Source organism: Providencia sp. AGC89, from assembly GCF_053543535.1.
The window spans coordinates 1-19,741 of record NZ_JBIXLP010000070.1; the positions used below are offsets into that span (position 1 = coordinate 1).

18 protein-coding genes, 1 tRNA gene and 1 rRNA gene are annotated in these 19,741 nt (G+C 40.2%); 4 read left to right on the forward strand and 16 right to left on the reverse strand.

Annotated elements, in window-relative coordinates:
• Positions 1-12: 12 nt before the first annotated feature.
• Positions 13-128 (forward strand): 5S ribosomal RNA (rrf, locus tag ACIPUA_RS15295).
• A gap of 62 nt (positions 129-190) precedes the next feature.
• Positions 191-267: transfer RNA gene (locus ACIPUA_RS15300), tRNA-Asp, on the forward strand.
• Between the two features lie 82 nt (positions 268-349).
• Here the strand turns inward: ACIPUA_RS15300 and ACIPUA_RS15305 are convergent.
• The 7 genes from ACIPUA_RS15305 to ACIPUA_RS15335 all read right to left on the reverse strand — a co-directional run bounded on the left by ACIPUA_RS15305 (position 350) and on the right by ACIPUA_RS15335 (position 7,398).
• Positions 350-1,060 (reverse strand): ArsR/SmtB family transcription factor, encoded by a 711-nt coding sequence (locus ACIPUA_RS15305; RefSeq protein ID WP_042848416.1) that lies wholly within the window; start codon positions 1,058-1,060, stop codon positions 350-352.
• Positions 1,020-1,445 carry an amino acid-binding protein gene (locus ACIPUA_RS15310; protein WP_042848415.1) on the reverse strand — a complete coding sequence of 142 codons (426 nt, stop codon included), beginning with the start codon at positions 1,443-1,445 and terminating at the stop codon, positions 1,020-1,022. The genes ACIPUA_RS15305 and ACIPUA_RS15310 overlap by 41 nt, the downstream gene beginning before the upstream one ends.
• A gap of 5 nt (positions 1,446-1,450) precedes the next feature.
• A complete protein-coding gene (locus tag ACIPUA_RS15315; protein ID WP_449059849.1) occupies positions 1,451-1,762 on the reverse strand; it encodes an antibiotic biosynthesis monooxygenase family protein in 312 nt (103 codons plus the stop codon).
• Between the two features lie 145 nt (positions 1,763-1,907).
• Positions 1,908-2,240, reverse strand: coding sequence for a YfiM family lipoprotein (locus ACIPUA_RS15320; protein ID WP_094301226.1), 333 nt, complete (start codon positions 2,238-2,240; stop codon positions 1,908-1,910).
• 68 nt (positions 2,241-2,308) lie between these two features.
• Positions 2,309-3,664, reverse strand: a complete 1,356-nt coding sequence (gene pssA / locus ACIPUA_RS15325) for a CDP-diacylglycerol--serine O-phosphatidyltransferase (RefSeq protein WP_042848412.1) — start codon at positions 3,662-3,664, stop codon at positions 2,309-2,311.
• 159 nt (positions 3,665-3,823) lie between these two features.
• Complete coding sequence (locus ACIPUA_RS15330) at positions 3,824-6,469, reverse strand: bifunctional acetate--CoA ligase family protein/GNAT family N-acetyltransferase (protein ID WP_048606336.1); 2,646 nt, start codon at positions 6,467-6,469, stop codon at positions 3,824-3,826.
• A 227-nt stretch (positions 6,470-6,696) separates the two neighbouring features.
• On the reverse strand, positions 6,697-7,398 hold the full coding sequence (locus ACIPUA_RS15335; protein ID WP_042848409.1) for a tRNA-uridine aminocarboxypropyltransferase: 702 nt from the start codon (positions 7,396-7,398) through the stop codon (positions 6,697-6,699).
• Positions 7,399-7,570: 172 nt separating this feature from the next.
• Here ACIPUA_RS15335 and ACIPUA_RS15340 point away from each other — a divergent pair, with 172 nt between their 5' ends.
• Positions 7,571-8,656, forward strand: coding sequence for a tRNA/rRNA methyltransferase (locus ACIPUA_RS15340; RefSeq protein ID WP_131680476.1), 1,086 nt, complete (start codon positions 7,571-7,573; stop codon positions 8,654-8,656).
• A gap of 89 nt (positions 8,657-8,745) precedes the next feature.
• Here ACIPUA_RS15340 and ACIPUA_RS15345 read toward each other — a convergent pair whose 3' ends face one another.
• Positions 8,746-9,309: an NAD(P)H-dependent oxidoreductase gene (locus tag ACIPUA_RS15345; RefSeq protein ID WP_048606339.1), complete on the reverse strand. Its 564-nt coding sequence runs from the start codon at positions 9,307-9,309 to the stop codon at positions 8,746-8,748.
• Between the two features lie 103 nt (positions 9,310-9,412).
• Between ACIPUA_RS15345 and ACIPUA_RS15350 the strand changes: the two genes are divergently transcribed.
• Positions 9,413-9,775: a winged helix-turn-helix transcriptional regulator gene (locus tag ACIPUA_RS15350; RefSeq protein ID WP_042848404.1), complete on the forward strand. Its 363-nt coding sequence runs from the start codon at positions 9,413-9,415 to the stop codon at positions 9,773-9,775.
• Between the two features lie 287 nt (positions 9,776-10,062).
• Here ACIPUA_RS15350 and ACIPUA_RS15355 read toward each other — a convergent pair whose 3' ends face one another.
• The 8 genes from ACIPUA_RS15355 to proV all read right to left on the reverse strand — a co-directional run bounded on the left by ACIPUA_RS15355 (position 10,063) and on the right by proV (position 19,253).
• A complete protein-coding gene (locus ACIPUA_RS15355) occupies positions 10,063-10,236 on the reverse strand; it encodes a hypothetical protein (protein ID WP_230683844.1) in 174 nt (57 codons plus the stop codon).
• Between the two features lie 109 nt (positions 10,237-10,345).
• Positions 10,346-11,881 carry a multidrug efflux MFS transporter permease subunit EmrB gene (gene emrB, locus ACIPUA_RS15360; RefSeq protein WP_042848401.1) on the reverse strand — a complete coding sequence of 512 codons (1,536 nt, stop codon included), beginning with the start codon at positions 11,879-11,881 and terminating at the stop codon, positions 10,346-10,348.
• A gap of 14 nt (positions 11,882-11,895) precedes the next feature.
• Complete coding sequence (emrA, locus tag ACIPUA_RS15365; protein ID WP_042848400.1) at positions 11,896-13,077, reverse strand: multidrug efflux MFS transporter periplasmic adaptor subunit EmrA; 1,182 nt, start codon at positions 13,075-13,077, stop codon at positions 11,896-11,898.
• Positions 13,078-13,293: 216 nt separating this feature from the next.
• Positions 13,294-13,809, reverse strand: a complete 516-nt coding sequence (mprA, locus tag ACIPUA_RS15370) for a transcriptional repressor MprA (RefSeq protein WP_042848398.1) — start codon at positions 13,807-13,809, stop codon at positions 13,294-13,296.
• Between the two features lie 663 nt (positions 13,810-14,472).
• A complete protein-coding gene (locus tag ACIPUA_RS15375; protein WP_042848397.1) occupies positions 14,473-15,672 on the reverse strand; it encodes an MFS transporter in 1,200 nt (399 codons plus the stop codon).
• 135 nt (positions 15,673-15,807) lie between these two features.
• Positions 15,808-16,803 carry a glycine betaine/L-proline ABC transporter substrate-binding protein ProX gene (gene proX / locus ACIPUA_RS15380; protein WP_042848394.1) on the reverse strand — a complete coding sequence of 332 codons (996 nt, stop codon included), beginning with the start codon at positions 16,801-16,803 and terminating at the stop codon, positions 15,808-15,810.
• A gap of 94 nt (positions 16,804-16,897) precedes the next feature.
• The gene (gene proW / locus ACIPUA_RS15385; RefSeq protein ID WP_042848392.1) at positions 16,898-18,061 is read right to left on the reverse strand and encodes a glycine betaine/L-proline ABC transporter permease ProW; all 1,164 of its coding nucleotides are present in this window, start codon (positions 18,059-18,061) and stop codon (positions 16,898-16,900) included.
• A complete protein-coding gene (gene proV / locus ACIPUA_RS15390; RefSeq protein ID WP_042848391.1) occupies positions 18,054-19,253 on the reverse strand; it encodes a glycine betaine/L-proline ABC transporter ATP-binding protein ProV in 1,200 nt (399 codons plus the stop codon). Before proV ends, proW begins: the two co-directional genes overlap by 8 nt.
• Positions 19,254-19,741 lie beyond the last annotated feature (488 nt).

Here is a 19,741-nt window from a genome sequence, read left to right on the forward strand (position 1 = left end):
AAACCGAATTTGTCTGGCGGCAATAGCGCGGTGGTCCCACCTGACCCCATGCCGAACTCAGCAGTGAAACGCCGTAGCGCCGATGGTAGTGTGGGGTCTCCCCATGTGAGAGTAGGGAACTGCCAGACATTAATTAAAAATTTATTGCTTATAAGAAGCAGTAAATTGCCGAAAGGCGAAAAGAATAAGTGGAGCGGTAGTTCAGTTGGTTAGAATACCTGCCTGTCACGCAGGGGGTCGCGGGTTCGAGTCCCGTCCGTTCCGCCACTTAATCAAGCCCCGTGATGAAAATCACGGGGCTTTTTTACATATATGAACCGAAGAATGCTAATAATATTAAATAGTTAAATTAGGTGATATCAATTTCAAAATAGCGCTTTAAGGCTTTTTTGCCCGTTGATGTAAAACTTACTTCCCTATAGCCTTTTATTCTGTTTATCCATCCGTTTTGCTCAAATATTTTTAATAATTCAGCGCCAGCGACTCCACTCAGATGCATACTTCGTTCGCTCCAGTCTAAACATTCACACACCATTTTTTTTGTTGTTTTTATTGGTAATTTGATGCCTAGCTGTTTAAAACCGTCAATGCCAAATGTAGAAAGTTTGTTCTCTTCGATTAATATCCAGCCTCTTTTTTGCATAGATTGATAGATTTTTACTGCGATTTCTCCTGCTAGGTGGTTATAACAGGTGCGCGCTTTGCGTAAGGTAATAGGTGTGGTGGTGGGGTGTTGACTCTTCATTTTCATTGAAACCCCCATTAAAGTTTCAATTAGAGCTGCGATATCTGTACCAGCGAGGCGATAGTAGCGGTGTCGCCCTTGAGACAGATAGGTAATTAATTGACTATTTAACAATTTTGCCAGATGGGCACTGGCCGTTGAAGGTGTGACCCCTGCAACGGTACTTAACTCTGTTGCAGTCCAAGCCTTGCCATCCATTAGCGCACAAAGAATACTGACCCTTGAGGGGTCAGCAATTGCAGAGGCAACATTTGAAATTGAGCGTTCTAAGTGTTCATTTTCCTCGGTTAGGAGGTCTGGCTGGGTTGATCTCACGGGGAACACTCCATTTTTTCGTGATTTTAATAGCGAGCTCATTGTTATCGGTTAATAGTATCAACCTATTGTTGTGATCACTATATTGCACAAGGATATTAATATGATAATGAGCGAGGTGTGCAGCTATTTTGCCAAGCTCTCCTGGGCAATCTTGATTGAGTTGACAAATTACAGGTTGTGAAATGCTTTCAAGCTGTAAACCTACGGAGAATAGAGCTTGATGAATATTTTCTGTGTGCTCAATTAAAAAATGTGCATGGCTTTTGCCCTCGACAGAAAAAACACCGCCACCTTCGAGACTGATGCCATGTTGGCCTAATGTAGCGCCAAGTATCGCTAATTTGCCCGGTTGATTATCAAGGATCACATAAATATCATACATAAAGGTTAGTCTCTTTTATTTAATGAATAATCTCTGATAACTTGTGCTACCCGAATATGGTACTGTGAAAAAATGGTGCTTTTCCCTTCAAATTGAGCATGTTGGTGTTGTATATTGTTTTTCCATTCAATTATGGCTTCTTCATTTTCCCACCACGATAGAGACAAAATCTTCCCAGTGGTTGTTAGGCTTTGAAAACGCTCAATAGAAATAAATCCTTTAATATTTAGCAACTCTGACTTGAGTTCAGCGGCTAGCTGAAAGTAACGGCTTTGTTGTTCAGGAATTGGATTTGCTTCAAATAGTACTGCGATCATAAAACCCCCTTCAGTTAGAAAGCCTTAATATAGTCAATTTTTTTAGGGATGCTTCGATAGAGAACGAAATGTATAAGATAGTGAAGAGGGGGCATCCGGTAAGGAATGATTTAGTGAAAGGGGACGATAAAGATGAAACCAAAGATTATTTAAATGATTGATATAAGCTATATCCTGCTACAGCTCCAGCAACGTCATAAGTGAAATCATGCCAGCTCCAACCTGTTCCTTCTGGCCGACTATCATATAATTCTTTTGCAGCACCTAGTGAGACTGAAAATAAAATACCGAATTGTGCTGCGTCTCTATGTCGCATATTTTGCCTATCAGCATATGCATTTCCTGCTGCAGTCATTGCTGCGGAAAATGCGAAGTGTTGGGCTTTATCTTTGCCTTTCCAGTTATCATTAGACCAATGATAACCACTACACCCAGTGATTAACATTATGAATATACTAATAATGAATGGCTTAAACATAGTAGGTATCATCACCGAGTCAACGGCCATAAAAAGCGCCACTAAAGTGACGCTGACTTGGACTGGGGTTATAAAATCCGGCTAATTAGCCTATCCACACGTATTCGACGTAATCTGCGGATAAGTTTTTTTACTTTTACTGGGTAGGTTTGAATGCTATCAAGTTCCCGAAAATGGCCTACCACTTTTGTGTGCGTGCGGATGCACTCTAATTCGTGGCTACGTTGATCTTGTAATTCTTGTTTTGGATCGTGGATAAGCACTGCATTTTCAAGATCTAGCCCCCATGCCCGAGGATTCAAGTTATTACCTGTTATTAACTGCCACTGATTATCTACCCACATCCCTTTTAGATGATAGGTATTTTCACCATCTTTCCACAGCCTAACGGTCAGTTGTTGATTATCGATAAAACGTTGCAGACGGCTTACAAAGCGGCGCAGGTTTATCTCATAGAGATAAGGTAGTGCACCTATAATTTTAAATGGTTCTTCAGGTGGGATATAGAAATCATTAGCTGTCTTATCACCAATAATAATTTCGACTTGCTTACCCTCTCTTAGCAACCGACTAATAATTCTAACTAAAACTGCTGGTAGATTAAAATAGGGCGTACAAATTGTGAGTTTTTTATTGGTAGAGCCCATTAAATGAGTGATCACACGGTTTAAATCATTCTTTTTACCAAGACCGACAAATGGAGTTACGGATAGCTCATCGTTTGAGGCATTCCCGATAAATTGATAAGAAGAACCCCTTAACCCCAAACGAAATTGTTTGATTAAGTGTTTAAATTCAGCTGTTTTAGGGCGAGTTGTTGTATTTAGTAAATGAACAGCCTCGGCTTGTAATAACGAGTCATCAATAAATTTTTTCATTGATGCGGTAAGTTGGCTATTTTTGATCAAATGATACCGATCATAACGGTACTTATCATGACGTTGTAAGTAAACATCATTAATACTTGCACCGCTGTACAGTAAAGTATCATCAAACAAGAAACCTTTTAGGTGCAACACACCTAAGGCTTCCCTAGTATTAACAGGAATGCCATAGACTGGAATATCGATATTAGGATAATGCTGAGCAACGTCATAGTACCAATCGGCGTTAGTTGCATTTGCTGCAACGCCTATTCTGCCACGTTGAGCACGGTGCCAGTCTACGAGAATTTTGATATCCAATGATGTATTAGCTTGTTTTGCAGCATATAACGCATGAAGTACGTCTTTGCCTGCATCATCTTTCTCTAAATACAAAGCGGTTATGTAGATAGTATTTTGAGCCTGAGAAATTTGTTTCAGCAGTTCATCACGAAAATCTTCTGTCTTATATAGCGTTTTTACATCAGCAATTTCTTGAGACAGTTTAGGTAAACTAACCAAATATTGTTGATGTTTTGCTTGTTTTAATTTTGACAACATCACAGTGTGAATTTTCTCTTATTAGTCCAATAGCAAATCGCTTTACGCACATTTTCAAGCGAATGATCTATGGATGATAGCATATTTAGCCAAACCATTTAGTACAAATTAACAGCCTGTTTAATTACCATACAAGTTATGTAGTTATACCCAGTTTTTTTACAGATAGAGTGTTAGGTTTACGACCCCATCCTCAAACTGAACATCAATTTCAAAGCCTAATTTTTTTGCCAAGCTGATCATATTTCTATTTTCAGGCATGGTTATTGCCGTCAATTTTTTTATACCGTGGTTACGGGTGTAATTAAGCAGCTTTTGCATTAGCTGGTAACCAAGAGTTTGCCCTTTCATATCTGAGCGCACTAATACAGCAAATTCAGCTTCTTGGTTATCTGGATCGGCCATTGCACGGGTAACGCCAATAATTTCAGGATTAGAACCTTGGTTTTTGACGGCCACGAAAGCCATTTCTCTGTCGTAATCAATTTGAGTCATGTTTGCGAGATCATCATGGGTGAATTCGCTGATCTCGCTAAAATAACGATAGTAAAGATCTTCTTTGGTGACTTGTTCGATAAAGGACTTCAGTAATGGTTCGTCTTCAGGAAGAATAGGCCGTAGCAGGCAGGTTAGGTCTTCTTTTAAGGCGATAGTTTCTTCGAGTTCGCTCGGATAAGGGCGAATAGCAAGCCTCGATGTTGTTGCACTATCTGTTGGACTTAATGTCATAGAGACATCAAGCAAGGTAAATTCGTCACCTGAAGCTAACAATGGATGAATGTCTAAACGTGTAATATTCGGGCAATCAATAATTAGATTTGAAACACGGACCAATAAGCTAGATAGCCCTAGTATATTTAAAGGTTCTAGGGCACTTCTGGATTTGATTTTATATCCTTTAATTGCATTGATTACCAGATAACGGGCCAAAGCCATATTAAGTGGCGGCAAGGCGACGGCTGCTTGGCTTTCTTGTTGCCATTCAATACCGCCTTCTCCTAACATAATTAAGGGACCAAATACGGGGTCTAATTCAACAGCAATTCTTAGCTCTTGGGCCCCAGCTCGGTTTGCCATACTTTGTACCAGTAACCCTTCAATGCGTGCATTAGGAAAATTAGTGGAAACACGCTCAATAATTGCTTTTGCGGCATCCTCGACTTCTTTCGCATTACGTAAATAAAGCATAACCCCCTGTACTTCAGATTTATGGACAATATCTGGAGAACGTAGTTTTAATGCAACGGGATAACCAATTTTTTCTGCAATTTCAATGGCCTCATCACTTGAATGGGCAATCCATGTTGGAAGGCTGTTTAAGCCATATGCCTTTAAGATAGGCTGGACTTCATGGGTATCTAAATGAAGGTTGTTGTTAGTTAATGCTTGTTGGATGTATTCATGAGCTTGCTGAGTGTTTGCCGTAATACCCACAGGGAGCGCTGGAGTTTCTTTGAGTTGTTTTTGATTACGGCGGTATTCCACCATATGCATATAGGCGGTAATAGCCCCTTCAGGAGTACGATAAGTTGGAATACCAGCTTCACTGAAAAGTCGGCGTGATTCTTGAGATGAATATTCGCCGCACCAATTGGTTAGGATGGTTAGCCATTTCCCCCTAGGGTGCTGCTTTATGGCCTTAATAATTTTTTCTGCCATTATTTTGCTTTCAGTGATCGCACTCGGTGTGTGGATCAATAACAAAGCATCGTGGTCGTGGCTATCAAGCATTTTATTTAGCACATTGATGTAGCGTTCAACCGTTGAGTCATCCCCTAAGTCGATAGGATTTTGCGTTGATAAATCAAGAGGCAATAAAGAGCTTAATTCATTTTCGGTTTCAATACTTAGCTTAGCCAGCTTACCATTACGTAACAGTAGTTCATCTAATGCCATCGCTGCGGGTGCTGAACCATTGCTCATGATAGACAGGCGTTCCCCCCGTAATGGCGTCATATAACTTAATGTTTCTACGGCGGAAAACATTTCATGAGTGTCTTGTACACGTAAAAGCCCTGCCCGTTGGATAGCCGCATCATAGGCGGCGTCTAAGCTAGGTTTATCACCGAGTAGTTCTTGTGCTTTACGCGTACGACCACTTTTTATGACTAAAATTGGCTTATTACGTGATGCACTACGAGATGAAGACAAAAAGCGCCTTGCATCACTGATGTTCTCAAGATAAAGCAAAATAGCACTTGTTTTACTGTCCCGAGCTAAGTAATCCAATAAGTCATCGATATCGATATCGATGCTATCACCAAGGGCAATAAAGTAGGAAAAACCGATTTCTCTGTGCCTGGCCCAGTCAAGAACAGTGTTTGAGACCGCGGCAGATTGAGAGATAAAGGCGAGTTTTCCTTTTAAAATTGGAATAGGTGAAAAACTGGCATTTAGCCCTTGCCATGGGGCAAGGAAGCCTAAGCTATTTGGGCCAAGTAACCGCATTTGGTACTGTTGAGCAACTTTTTTAAGTTCATTAAATTGAATAGAAGGGGATGATAAAACAATCACAACCTTACAACCAACAGCACCTAATTGATGCAAACAATCGATATTCCGTGAGTAATGAGTGCAAATTACAGCAAGATCAGGTTTAAGAGGGAGTTCATCAACTGATGGATAAGCAAATACACCAAGTACTGAATGACGGTTTGGGTTAACAGGAAGGATTGGCCCTTTGAAGCCACTGGTTAGGAGATTTTTCATCATCACCGAACCTGCACGGTTCGGATTTTCAGATGCCCCAATAACAACAATAGACTTTGGTCTGAATAAAGATTCTAGCTGACTCACTAAACCCATGATTGGTAACCTTCCGTTTTGCTGGAACGAACTAAAAGCTCAATAGATAAAATAGGCTGAGTAATACTTATGAATACTATGCCCTAACTTTGACTTTGCGCTAGTTTATCCTGCCAATTTAATTAATTTATACAAGCACGTTCACGTTTTATGATGATGATGGTCCGAAAGTTAAAATTTCTTGGTACTACGTGCGTAAAATAAATTAAAAAATTACCCAAAAATAGTTAGAGCGAGGTTTCATTTAGCATCATTTGTGCCATTGGATGGTGAGGTTTACCTTCAAGATATTTGTGGCGAAATAGGTTGAAGTGGCTGAACAATTGTTGAGATGCGTTGGTATCCCCAGCTAATTCTAAAACTGTTGCAGCAACTTCCGCTGTACAGTGTTGTTCTTCCCTTGATGGCGTCCGTAATAAATAATCAGTTCTTGCTTTGGTATTGATTGAAAGCATTGGAAGATTATTGAGATAAGGGCTTTTTCGAAACATTTTACGGGCTTCAGGCCAAGTGCCATCCAATAAAATAAACAACGGGGGTTTTTCAGAGATATTTGGTTGATTTACCACGGTGCGTTCACTTTCAGCGTAGCTCTCTGGAAAAATAAGATATGGTTGTTTTGTGGTGTCTTGTAATATAGCTAATAACTGCGCGTCCGGTTCAGTCCTTGACCATTGGAATGCGAGGGTATTAGGCAAAATATCTGCAATCAATTTCCCAGTATTACTTGGTTTAAATACTTCGCCATCAAACATAATTAAGCAAAATTGGCTTTTTGCTTGTGATGATACCGTGTCTTTGCATAAGCATTGTGGAACAGGTAACAAGCAATATTCACAGCGTTTTACTCGACAACCTCTGGCTTTAAAAGGCTTAGTTGATAATGCAAGGCGCTGCTGGCGAAGGTGATAAACTGCATTCGGGGTCATGGTTAATTAAGGTTTTTAGGGGGATTTAAAATGAGGGGCTTATTGTACGCAAAACGATTTCTATACGATAGAAGTATATTCAATAAGTTTTCGGTGAGATAATAGCGTGAATCGGTGGCGTAGCCTTGCAACATCATGTAATCTTCGCGCCATAGCTTAGTAGGGGATAGTGATGAACGACTCGAATGAATTTAGTGGTAAAAACGGCAAAGTAAAAGTGATGTATGTCCGTAGTGAAGAAGCGGACAACAATAAAAATAATGATAAACGCCGTGGCGGTCGTGACGGAGGGCGTGACGATAGACGTGGTAATGATAAACGCAGTAATGACCGACGTGATGGAAGAAATGACCGTGGTGGGCGCCCTAATCGTCCGGAGCGTCGTTCTGATAGCCGCGATGATGTATCTCGTGAGCGTTCACCATGGCGCACTGTTTCTAAACCAGATAGCGAAGAACTGGTTAACGACCATGGTGGAATTGCGGGTAAAAGCCAAATAGACCCGGAGCAATTACGTAAGCAACGTCAGGAAGAAACGCGTATCTATGGTGAAAACGCATGCCAAGCTATGTTTAAGAACCGGCCTGATGCGATTGTTCGTGCGTGGTTCTTACAATCTGTGACGCCACGTTTTCGTGATGCATTAAAATGGATGGCGGCAAACCGTAAAGCTTACCATGTTGTTGATGATGAAGAGTTATCAAAGGCATCGGGCACTGAACACCATGGTGGTGTCTGTTTTATCATCAAAAAGCGTGGTGGAATGAGCGCAGATGCTTATATACAGCAAGCGGCAGAGAAAGATTGTGTATTAGCACTAGAAGATGTAGGTAACCCACATAATCTAGGCGGAATGATGCGTAGCTGTGCCCACTTCGGTGTGAAAGGCGTTATTTTGCAAGATGCTGGCATGCTAGAGTCTGGTGCAGCAATTCGTACCGCAGAAGGCGGCGCTGAGCATATTAAAGCGATTGATGCTGACGGTTTAACCTCAACGTTGGATAAATTTCGTCAAGCAGGTTATACCATTGTGACTACCTCTAGCCATAAAGGAAGCCAAGATTTAGCGAAAGCTAAGTTACCCGCTAAAATGGTCTTAGTATTAGGCCAAGAAAGTGATGGCTTAAGTGATAGCACGTGGGATCAAGGGGATATGAGTCTGTATATTGGCGGTACAGGTAAAGTAGAAAGCTTGAACGTGTCTGTTGCAACTGGAATTATGTTGGCGCAATGGTGGCAGCAAAACCAAGTTAAGTAATAGCGCACTGAGTAAAAATTAAATCCAGGCTAGCTAAATATAAAGCTAGTTCTGGATTTATATTTAGCTCGTATAAAGTGAGAGCTAACTTAACAATTTATTGATTCAATAAATTCTAAATATTGGGTCATTTGTTTATCCGTAATATTCCCTTCAGGTGATAATTCAGTTAGTCCTTTTTCGTCATATGTTTCGGTACCATAAAACCCAAAAAAGCCGCCCCATTTAGCATTAATGTATAAGACGGTAACTTCGAACGGCCGCAATATCTCAGCGAGTGTATACTGATATTTTCCTTCAGCATGGTAGTCCTCATCCCTAATTCCAGCGGTAACGGCTAAAGCGATCGTTTTTTCTTTCAGTCTGTCGTGACTTTGTGAACCATATGCCCACCCATAAGTAAATACATCGTCTAGCCATTTTTTAAGTAATGGCGGAGAGTTAAACCAATAAATAGGAAATTGTAAGATCACATTGTCATGGGCTTCAATTAGCGCTTGCTCTCTAGCAACATCAATATTCCAATCTGGATAAGCTTCATAAATATTATGGATCGTAAAGTTATTGGTTTGTTTGGCGGCTTGTTCTAATAGATGACGATTAATAACAGAGTCTTGTATATTAGGATGAGCGACGACGATTAAAGTTTTCACTAAATTATTCCTTTGTTTGAAAGTATTGGCAGTATAAAATCCAATTTCAAAAAAGAAAATACGCACACTGACGACACATACTTACCTAAAGGATAGTGATAATATGAAAAATAGAGAGGAAATATTATGTGCTTTGAGTGGTATTAACCCGCAAGAAACTGGCTTCGGGTATACGCTTTCCGTTATCAATGGCAAATATAAAATGATCATTTTGTATTGGTTAGCCCAACATAAAGAAGTGATCCGTTTTAATGAGTTACAACGTTGTATCGGAACGATTACTTACAAGACATTAAGTTCGACGCTTAAAGAGTTAGAAAAAGATGGTTTAGTATTTAGAGAGGAATACCCTCAAATCCCCCCTAAAGTAGAATATAGTTTAACTCCCCGAGGAAAAACGTTAATTCCAGTTCTCAATATGATGTGTGAGTGGGGGGAACAAATACGTGACGAAATAGCAAATTAAAAGTCATGCGGGCTTAACTTCTATTATGGGGGGTATTTTTAGCAATAGCCGATTAATTATTTATGGCTTAATGAGTTTCACTCGTTGAGTTGTTATTGCGCTATAAGCCTATGACTGAGCAAATATGTAATATTTTTTGTATAAAGAATATTATTTATGCAATAAGCAAACTAGCTCAGTTAATTTAGGGGCTAAAAATTCCTCTTCGGAATAATTACATGAATAAGCTTCTAGCAAATGATTTGCGAATTGAATAAGGTCTAAGCGGGTTAATGGTGTTACTTTTGTCACGATTTTATAAGCTGCAGATAAGCCTGAACATCGTCCAATATATCGAAAGGGTAAATTTCTTGGTATTGATTGACATAGCAAATAAGTTTTTTGCGGTATTGCTCTGCTTGGAAGTCATCTAAGGTGTTGATCAGTTCTACTAGCTGGCTATTTTCAACCCATGATTTCATGATAATTTACCTGAGCAATCTGATTAGTGAATTAGTGTATTGGTTAGAAAGGCGATAAGCAAAAAAATAACCCCACATAAAAAGTGGGGCTAGGATGATAAAGCGGGGGCTAATGTGCACCACCACCTTTTGAACCTGCACCGAATGGGGGTTTTGCAAACCAAACAATGACCATTAATAAGATAAAAATCCCTGCGGATAACCAAAAGATCTCATTTGCGGAGATAATAAGCCCTTGGTCTGTAATGGTTTTCGCTAAATATGCAGCACTTTGTTGCTCATTCAAACCAATCTTTGCCAGTTCATGATACATATATTGGGCATTAGGGTTGTAAGGGTTGACAAACTCTGTGAGGTTTTCATGGTGCATTGATTCCCTTTGTGTCCACATCGTGGTAGTAATCGATGTCCCTATTGCCCCTGCTAATGTACGGGTAAAGTTGGATAGGCTGGATGCTGAAGCCATTTTCTCAGGCGGTAGGCCTGATAAGGTAATGGTTGTTAGTGGCATAAAGAAACAGGCGATGGCTAGGCCTTGTACAAATTGTGGCCATGCTGCTGCTGCGAAACTCATATCCGGTTCAAAGGTATAAGCTCGCCAATAGTAACAAACAGCATAGATAATAAAGCTGAATGTAACCAGATAGCGCATGTCAATTCGGTTACCAAAACGACCAATTATTGGGGTAATTAACAAGGGTAATAAACCAACGGGTGCAGAAGCCAAGCCTGCCCATGTTGCGGTATAGCCGTAAACCTCCTGCAATAATTGGGGCAGTAATACAATGGTCCCAAAATATAGCATGTAAGCGAGGCTTAGGGATAAGCAGCCAATAGTAAAATTCCGTTCTTTAAATAGTGAAAGGTCAATTACGGGGTGTTCATCCGTGAGCTCCCATACGATCAGGAAAGCAATAGCAACAACGGCAATTATGGTCAAAACAATAATTTCGGTAGAGTTAAACCAATCGAGTTCTTTGCCTTGGTCAAGCATGATTTGTAATGCACCAATCCCTACTACAAGCAATACTAAACCAATAGTATCAATGCGTTGTATCGATATTTTTGTTTCACGACCTTTTAGTGTTTTCATGATGGCAAAAATAATCGCGATACTAAATGGTACGTTGATAAAAAATATCCAGCCCCAATGATAGTTGTCACTAATGTACCCACCAAGAATTGGCCCGCAAATAGGCGCAATGACAATGGTCATTGACCAAAGAGCTAATGCCATATTTCGCTTAGCTGGTGGGTAGTTATTAAGAAGCAGGCTCTGAGATAATGGGATCAGTGGTCCCGCAACTAAGCCTTGTAATACACGGAATAAAATTAGCATTTCTAAACTACTAGAAATGCCACATAGCCATGAAGTTAAAGCAAATAGCCCTGTCGACCACAAAAATAATCTTACTTCGCCTATCCGGCGAGCTAGCCAGCCAGTGATTGGAATTGAAATTGCATTAGCGACACCAAAGGAGGTAATTACCCAAGTTCCCTGTGAGTTAGAAGCACCTAAGTTACCCGCAATAGTTGGGATCGCTACGTTAGCAATCGTAGAGTCAAGTACTTGCATAAAGGTTGCCAATGAAAGGGCAATAGTCATCCAAGCAAGTTTTGATCCTGTTAACGGTGCTGGCGTCACGGTTGCTCCCTCACTTATTTATTCCCTGAGTTATTATTAATTATCTCAGTAACTATTTTATCGGCAGGTGACATATCAACGGCTAATGCTGCAGTATGGTATGCAGGTGTATCGCGCATGCCTTTAGAAAGTACTTTGCCATCTTTATTTAAAGTATCGACGGTCACTTCAGTTGATAACCCTATGCGCAGGGGATGCTCTTCAACTTGATTAGCATCTAAGGCGATACGAACGGGGAGACGTTGTACGACTTTGATCCAATTACCGCTCGCATTTTGTGCGGGGAGTAATGAAAATGCACTTCCTGTCCCCATATCTAAACCGACGACGGTTCCATTGAAAACAATATCTTTACCGTAGAAATCAGTGGTGACCTTTGCAGTTTGGCCAATACGCATATCCGCAAGTTGAGTTTCTTTAAAATTAGCGTCAATCCACATGCCACTAGAAGGGACGATAGCCATTAATGGTGTTGAAGGCGTAATCTGTGAACCTACTTGTACACTGCGGCGGGAAACATAACCATCGACGGGGCTGACGATTTTAGTTCGTTGTAAGGTTAACCAAGCGTTTCTCACTTGTGTTGCGGCTTGTTCTACAGCGGGTTGTTTTGCTATTGGGGTGTTAAGAACAATGGCTTGATTGGCATTGTACTGTTCAATTGCCATATCTAATGCGGCTTTTGCACTGACGACAGCCTCTCTGGCATGTTGTAGTTCTTCTTTGCCGATAACATTGCTACTACCTAGAACTTCTCTGCGTTTTAAATCATTTTGTAATCGGTTAAGTTCTGAACGCTTAACGGCAATGTTCGCTTGCAATTGGCGGCTGTTAATTATGTGTTGGCGTGTTTGGCGCACACTATTGGCAAGTTCTGTTTTTGCTTTTTCAAGTGCTATTTCTGCATCCCTAGGGTCGAGCGTGACTAGCGTGGTCCCACTTTTGACGAAGTCAGTGTTATCAACATTGACCGTCATGACACTTCCAGAAACTTGAGATTGAATTTGTACTTGGTTACCTGCGACATATGCATTGTCTGTAGACTCATAATGACGAAGTACGAGATACCAGTAAACAGCCCAGCCAACGCCAATAGCAATAAAAATAATGGTTAAAAACACGAGCGCATTTCTACGTTGTCTTTTTTTATTTGGTTGGGGAGTCTGCGTTTGTTGCATTTCCTCAGGGGAACTCATACTCATATTCTCCATGTTCGATGGATAGGGATCACAATTGTTTCCAGTAGTTAGGGATTAACCACTGGAAACTAAGACTACAAATGATTTTGCTGCTCGATGGGATATCGCAAAGCATAAGAATGAAAGGATAACGAAATATTGTTAGCTGAAAAGTTTTTTTTCACCTTTGAGCGTAAGAATGCCTCAAATACATTAACCCTACAAAGATCATGGTTAATCTTTTATCGTATCCAGTTTGGTGAGTAATTTACGCATCAGCATATCCAGCTGTTGTTTTTCATTAGCATCCAAAACAGACCAAATATCAATAAGGGCGCCATGCTGAGGTGGCAATAAACCATTTAAGAATTCAGTTCCTTTCTCAGTCAAATGCAAGTGTAGGCAACGTCTGTCGTTATGGCTTTCTTTACGTTCAATCCAACCATTTTTTTCAAGCTCATCGGCTATGCGTGTGGCGTTGGTTCGTGAGGAACCGAGTGCTGCACTAAGTTCAGAGGGCTGGATACTACGGGAGTCTTTTGTATCAAGGATCATTAATGCCATGAATAAAGTTTCATTAATACCTTGAGCTCTTAACATGTTATTACGTGATTCAAGTAGCTTGCCATGAACATGCATACATAGGCGTGTTAAGAGAATTTCTTGATACGGAATCGGTGCTTCATGTGAATCTTGCTGTGCAACACGAGCGTTTAGTAGTTCTTCAGTCGGTGTAAATGAACTTTCCATTATTTGGATACCTTATTAGTTTCAGTTGGTAAGATTACAACTGTCATCAACCACCTAAATGGTATATTAAAAGATAGAATTAGCAATTATACTTACTTAATACCGTCGATTTTATTTTGATTATGATACATCATTCATAAATTTTATGAATGTAATTTACAGGTTTCAGTATAGCGTAACCAATCATTTTTGCTTTTTTAGACATGATTGGTTATGAAGCAACCAAAAATAAATCGATTTAGGCACTAAATATAATCATATAAAACAATATATAATCACATCACATTAACTCAATACCACTTTTTTTATTACTCAATAATTACAAGTTAGATGGAACATTTTAATTATTACGTATAAATACCGAGTTTTGTTTAATTTATATATTATTCTATGTGTTAATAATTGCCACAACTAACTATTAGTATACCTTTTAATTAAGATATAGTATTTGTTTAACAGTGTCATTTGCTAACTTTCGCCTTAGTTATTATAACAAATAAAACTATTTAATGAATATATGAATATTTATTAATTCAATATTCAAAATATTTATTTGATAAACTTATAGGGTATCACTTTGATATGTTAGGTTTGTTTATGTGTTAAAGCACTGCAGCTAGCATTTTGTCTGAAATGTTAGCTGCGTTTTTATCTGCAGAAACGTTATTGATCCTGCGCGGTGATGGTAGGGTCAAAACGAATACCAATTGCCCAAATAATTAAACTGATTGCAGTTAAGATAACACCGGAAATGGCTACGCCTTCCCATCCTGCATGTTCATAAGCATAACCCGAAAGTAGTGAGCCTAGCGCTCCACCAATAAAATAACTGGTCATATAACCGGCAGTAAGCCGATTACGAGCCTCTGGTAAAATACGGTATAACGTACTTTGACTTGTTACGTGAACAGCTTGTACTGCAAGGTCGAGAACTAAGACGCCAATAATAAATGCAACGAGAGAGTGTTTAGCTAACCCTATAGGTATCCACGATAACAACAACAAAACGAGCCCAATTGTGGTCAGGAGTTTGCCTTTCCCTTTATCAACAAGATGTCCTGCCTGAGATGCCATGAATGCTCCAGCAGCCCCAACCAGACCAAATAAGCCAATAGTGCCTTCAGAGTAATTAAACGGTGGGCTTGCCAATAAAAAAGCCATCGCTGTCCATAGTAAACCAAAATTAGCAAATGAAAGTGCTCCGAGCGAGGCTCTTACGGCAAGCACGGGAGTACCAAAAAATAAGCGACCGATAGAGCCAAGTAACTGAAAATAGTTCAGATTGGTTTTTTGGTGATAGCGAGGCAATTTGATGGCTAGCACAATCATCAATAGGATCAATAAAGCGAAAGCTACCCAATAGATAGCTCTCCAGCCACCCACCATGGCGACAGCCCCTGAAACTGTCCTTGCAAGTAAAATTCCAAGCAGTAACCCACTCATAATGATACCAACCGCTTTACCGCGTTGATGTGGTTTGGCGATAGATGCTGCTAGTGGAATAAGTACTTGAGCGACCACTGAAAATAAACCAGTGAGAGCTGTACCTAATAATATTTGCCATACATGATTTGATAAAGCTGTAATTAGGAGACCTAACGCGGAAAGAAAGGTCATAACCAAAATTAAGCGTTTACGTTCAAATAAATCCCCTAAAGGGACTAAAAATAGTAAACCAGCAGCGTACCCCAACTGGGCAGCGGTCACAATAAACCCAGCCATATTGGTGGTAAGGTTAAATTGCTCGGCAATAGTCTCTAACAGAGGTTGGGCATAGTAATTACTAGCGACAACTAAACCTGTTGAAATTGCCATTAAAATGGTTAGGCCAGTAGTGAGTTCAGCCGTTTGTGGTTGTTTCATTTTTTATTACCAATCATCAATTAGGCAAATACTATAAACAAAATTCAAAAGCTTGGTTTATTTCTTTTCGCTATTTATAAAAAAAAACCATCTTCAAGAAGAAGATGGTTTTTAGTTTTTGCTAAGTAGTTTAACTTATTTGGCAGCTTGTTTTGCTTCTTCAACCCAGCCATCGAAAGTGGATTGGTGTGCTTTAATCCATCCATTCACATGGCGTTCAATATCAGCTTGAGAAGCTTCTCCATTATGCATCCTTAAGTTTTGCGCATTCACATCGGCAATAGGTAATTTCATAATGGAAAACAATTTCGCCGCAGCAGGGTTATCGGCAGCCCATTTTTTATTCGCTACAATGTGCATTGTGTTTGGTGGGAAACCATAGTTTTTGCCATTAGGAAGCGTAGTATCTGTTTTTTCACCATTCGGCATTGCCGAGAAAGGCACTTCTAACCAAACTACATCACGGCCTGGTTTTAACACATCACTGATCCAGTAAGGGGTCCAGGTATAATAGAAAATAGGTTTCCCTTCTTTGTAGCGCGTGATGGTATCGGCCATCATAGCCGCGTAGTTTCCTTGATTGTGATCGATAGATTTTTCAAGGTCGTAAGCTTTTAAATGTGTATTGATCGCAGCTTCACAGCCCCAACCGGGGTTACAGCCAGTTAAGTCCGCTTTACCGTTACCGTTAGAGTCAAATAATTTTGCGATTTTTGGGTCTTTTAATTGCTCAATGTTGGTAATGTTATATTTATCAGCGGTTTTTTTATCAATTAAATAGCCTTGTGCTGCATTGACAACATAGTCCCCTTGGCGATAAAAGGCTTTATCACCACCGGCAGCTTCATATTGTGCATCATGTAAAGGTACCCAACTTACGGCTAGGAAAGTTGCGTCTCCATTGGCAATAGAGGAATAGGCAACGTTGTAATCCACTTCTTTGATAGGGTTAATATCATAGCCGAGCTTTTCAAGGGCTTTTGAGACAATTAAGGTTTGGAATGTTTCCTCACTGATGGTGCTTTGTACAGGGTTTATTTTAATTCCTTTACCCGGTAATGACTCCGCATACGCGAGTGAAGAGCTAAGAATAGCAGTCAGGGCAGTTGCAAGAATAATTGGCTTTCTCATTATGTTTATCCTTCTATTTTGGTTCGTCGCTTGGCTTTGCAAGCGAAGAGCCAAATAATGGCTCTATCGTGGATGGAGGATGTGTTGAACGTGTTTATTTTTTACTGAATGGGCGAGTGATTAACCCAATAGGGCCTTTTTGATACCAGCGTGATAGTGCTTTGCCACGTGTATCTTGGCCTAACGATTGTGTAAAGCGGTCTAATACGATAGCAAGGATGACGATCCCAACCCCACCAACAGAGGCTAATCCCATATCTAAGCGTCCTATCCCGCGTAGTACCATTTGTCCTAAGCCCCCGACAGCAATCATAGAGGCGATCACCACCATGGATAGTGCTAACATCAATGTTTGGTTTACCCCTGCCATAATTGTCGGCATAGCTAAAGGTAACTGGACTTTGAATAGCATTTGGCTAGGGCTGGCTCCGAATGACTCTGCGGCTTCAATTAAGTCTGCTGGGACTTGTTTAATACCTAAAATGGTTAAACGAATGATCGGGGGTAATGCAAAAATAATGGTGACCACCACGCCAGGTACATTACCAATACCAAATAACATCACAATGGGGACTAGGTAGACAAACGCGGGTGTTGTTTGCATGGCATCGAGTAGTGGACGGACTACTTTTGCTGCTCTATCACTACGTGCAAGCCATATTCCGAGGGGTAACCCGATAACAATACAAAATAACAGAGACGTTAATACTAATGATAATGTGACCATGGCTTCTGACCATGCTCCGATTGCCCCGATAACAATCATTGAAACGAATGTTGCAATACCCATTGCTCTTCCTGCGAATTGCCATGCTAATAAAGCAAATAAAATAATGGCAACGGGAGAGGGCAGGGAGGTTAAAAATTGCTCGAACCCACTGAGAATAAAATCAATTGGTGCACGAATAGCTTGGAATACTGGGCGAAAATTTTGTACTACCCAATCAATACCGTGAGTTACCCACGAATCTAATGGTAACAATGTGTGCTGAAATGGGTCCATAAAGTTAAATTGATCAATTGATACGCCATCTGTTGGCGCTGCATCTAACCAGTCGTTGCTGCCAGATTCCGCTGGTGCATCTGTTGTTGGGGCATTACCCCATGGGTCATCTGAAGATGTTTGGCTATTATCGGAGCTCGCAGCCCATGGATCATCAGCAGCAGTTTCTGGGGTTTGTGTCGGGGCTTCTTGCACTGAAGCATCCGCCCATGGATCTTGCTGGTTAGTTGTTTGTTCTTGATTATGTTTACTCATTTGGCGTCTCCTTATCCAGTGCTTGCAACAGCATTCCTTTTGAAATTACCCCCAAATAACGATTTTTTTCGTTAATGACTGGTACCGCACAAGGAGCTTGCGCTACAGTTGAGATAACTTCATTCAAAGATGTATCGCCTTGAATAGGCTCGATATCGGTTAAAATTGCAGATTCAATACCGGCTTTTTCACGGAGCGCTTTTTCGAGGGATTCAACAGAAACGACACCGACAAAGGTATGACCTCGAGAGATCAAATAACCATGATAGCGGTCCTCGTCATTTAGAACTTTAAGGGCAGAACGCGGACCAAAACCCGGTGCGATATGTAAAAGAGCATCAGGTCGCCGACGAGCAATATCTTTGGCGCTAAAGACTTGGCTAATATCAACGCCACGGAAGAATGTTTTGACGTAATCATTCGCAGGGTTATTCAGAATTTCATCTGGAGTGCCTATTTGAACAACGACTCCCCCTTGCATGATGGCAATGCGATCACCAATTCTCATGGCTTCATCAAGGTCATGGGAAATAAAAACAACGGTGCGCTGTTTATCCCCTTGTAAAGAGAGCAACTCATCTTGCATTTCAGTTCGGATCAAGGGATCTAGCGCAGAAAAAGCCTCATCCATTAATAGGATATCAGGGTCATTGGCTAGTGCTCTTGCCAACCCTATACGTTGACGCATACCTCCTGACAGTTCATCAGGGTATGAGTTAGCCCATTTCTCTAGGTTGACTTGTTGAAGGGCATCCATTGCTTTTTTATGCCGTTCTTCTTTCGAAATACCAGAAAGTTCCATACCAAAAGCAGTGTTATCAATCACGTTCATATGCGGCATAAGTGCAAATGATTGAAACACCATACTGATTTTAGTTCGTCGAACTTCACGCAGTGCTTTGTCAGTAATACCGGAAATGTCTTCTCCATCAATCATGACTTGGCCACTTGTCGGTTCTATCAGGCGATTGAGGAGGCGTACCAACGTGGATTTCCCTGAGCCAGAAAGCCCCATCACGACAAAGATCTCGCCTTCTTCAATCGTCAGATTAACATCTTGAACACCTACGGTTAGGCCTGTTTTTTCAAAGATATCATCTTTACTCATTCCTGATTTCAGTAGCTTGAAGGCCGGATCAGGATTTTCCCCAAAAATTTTATATAAATTTTTAACTTCTAATTTTGTTGCCATATATTATTTACCCAACTTTCAATCAATAAGGAAGAATGATTGCCCATATTGAATGTGATTAATTCTGTCGTGATAGCTTAAACAATATTTTAAAATTGCGACTATCGGTTGAAAATTATTAGGGCAGAAATTCCTATTTTAGTTTAATGGGTTCGATCATTATGGTTTAAATTTAATTATTCCTGTTTTAGTTATTAGCAAAACTTGCAAGCAATAAACCCTAGCATAATAAAATCGACTGACAACCCTCGGTTAAGCATAATTAATCAAAAAAATCACATGCAGAAAAGACGAATTATTCTTGCTGATTAAAGAAATAATTAGCCTAATTCGTTAGTGCGTTAATTTAAGATCCTATAGGTTAACTAACTGGTGAGACTGAATTTATTAGATAGCGCATTTAATACAATCTATTGGAGTAATAAGTTTTTAATTTATTATTAATACGGATAAAAATTAACATTTAGAGTAGAAAAATAAATGTAATA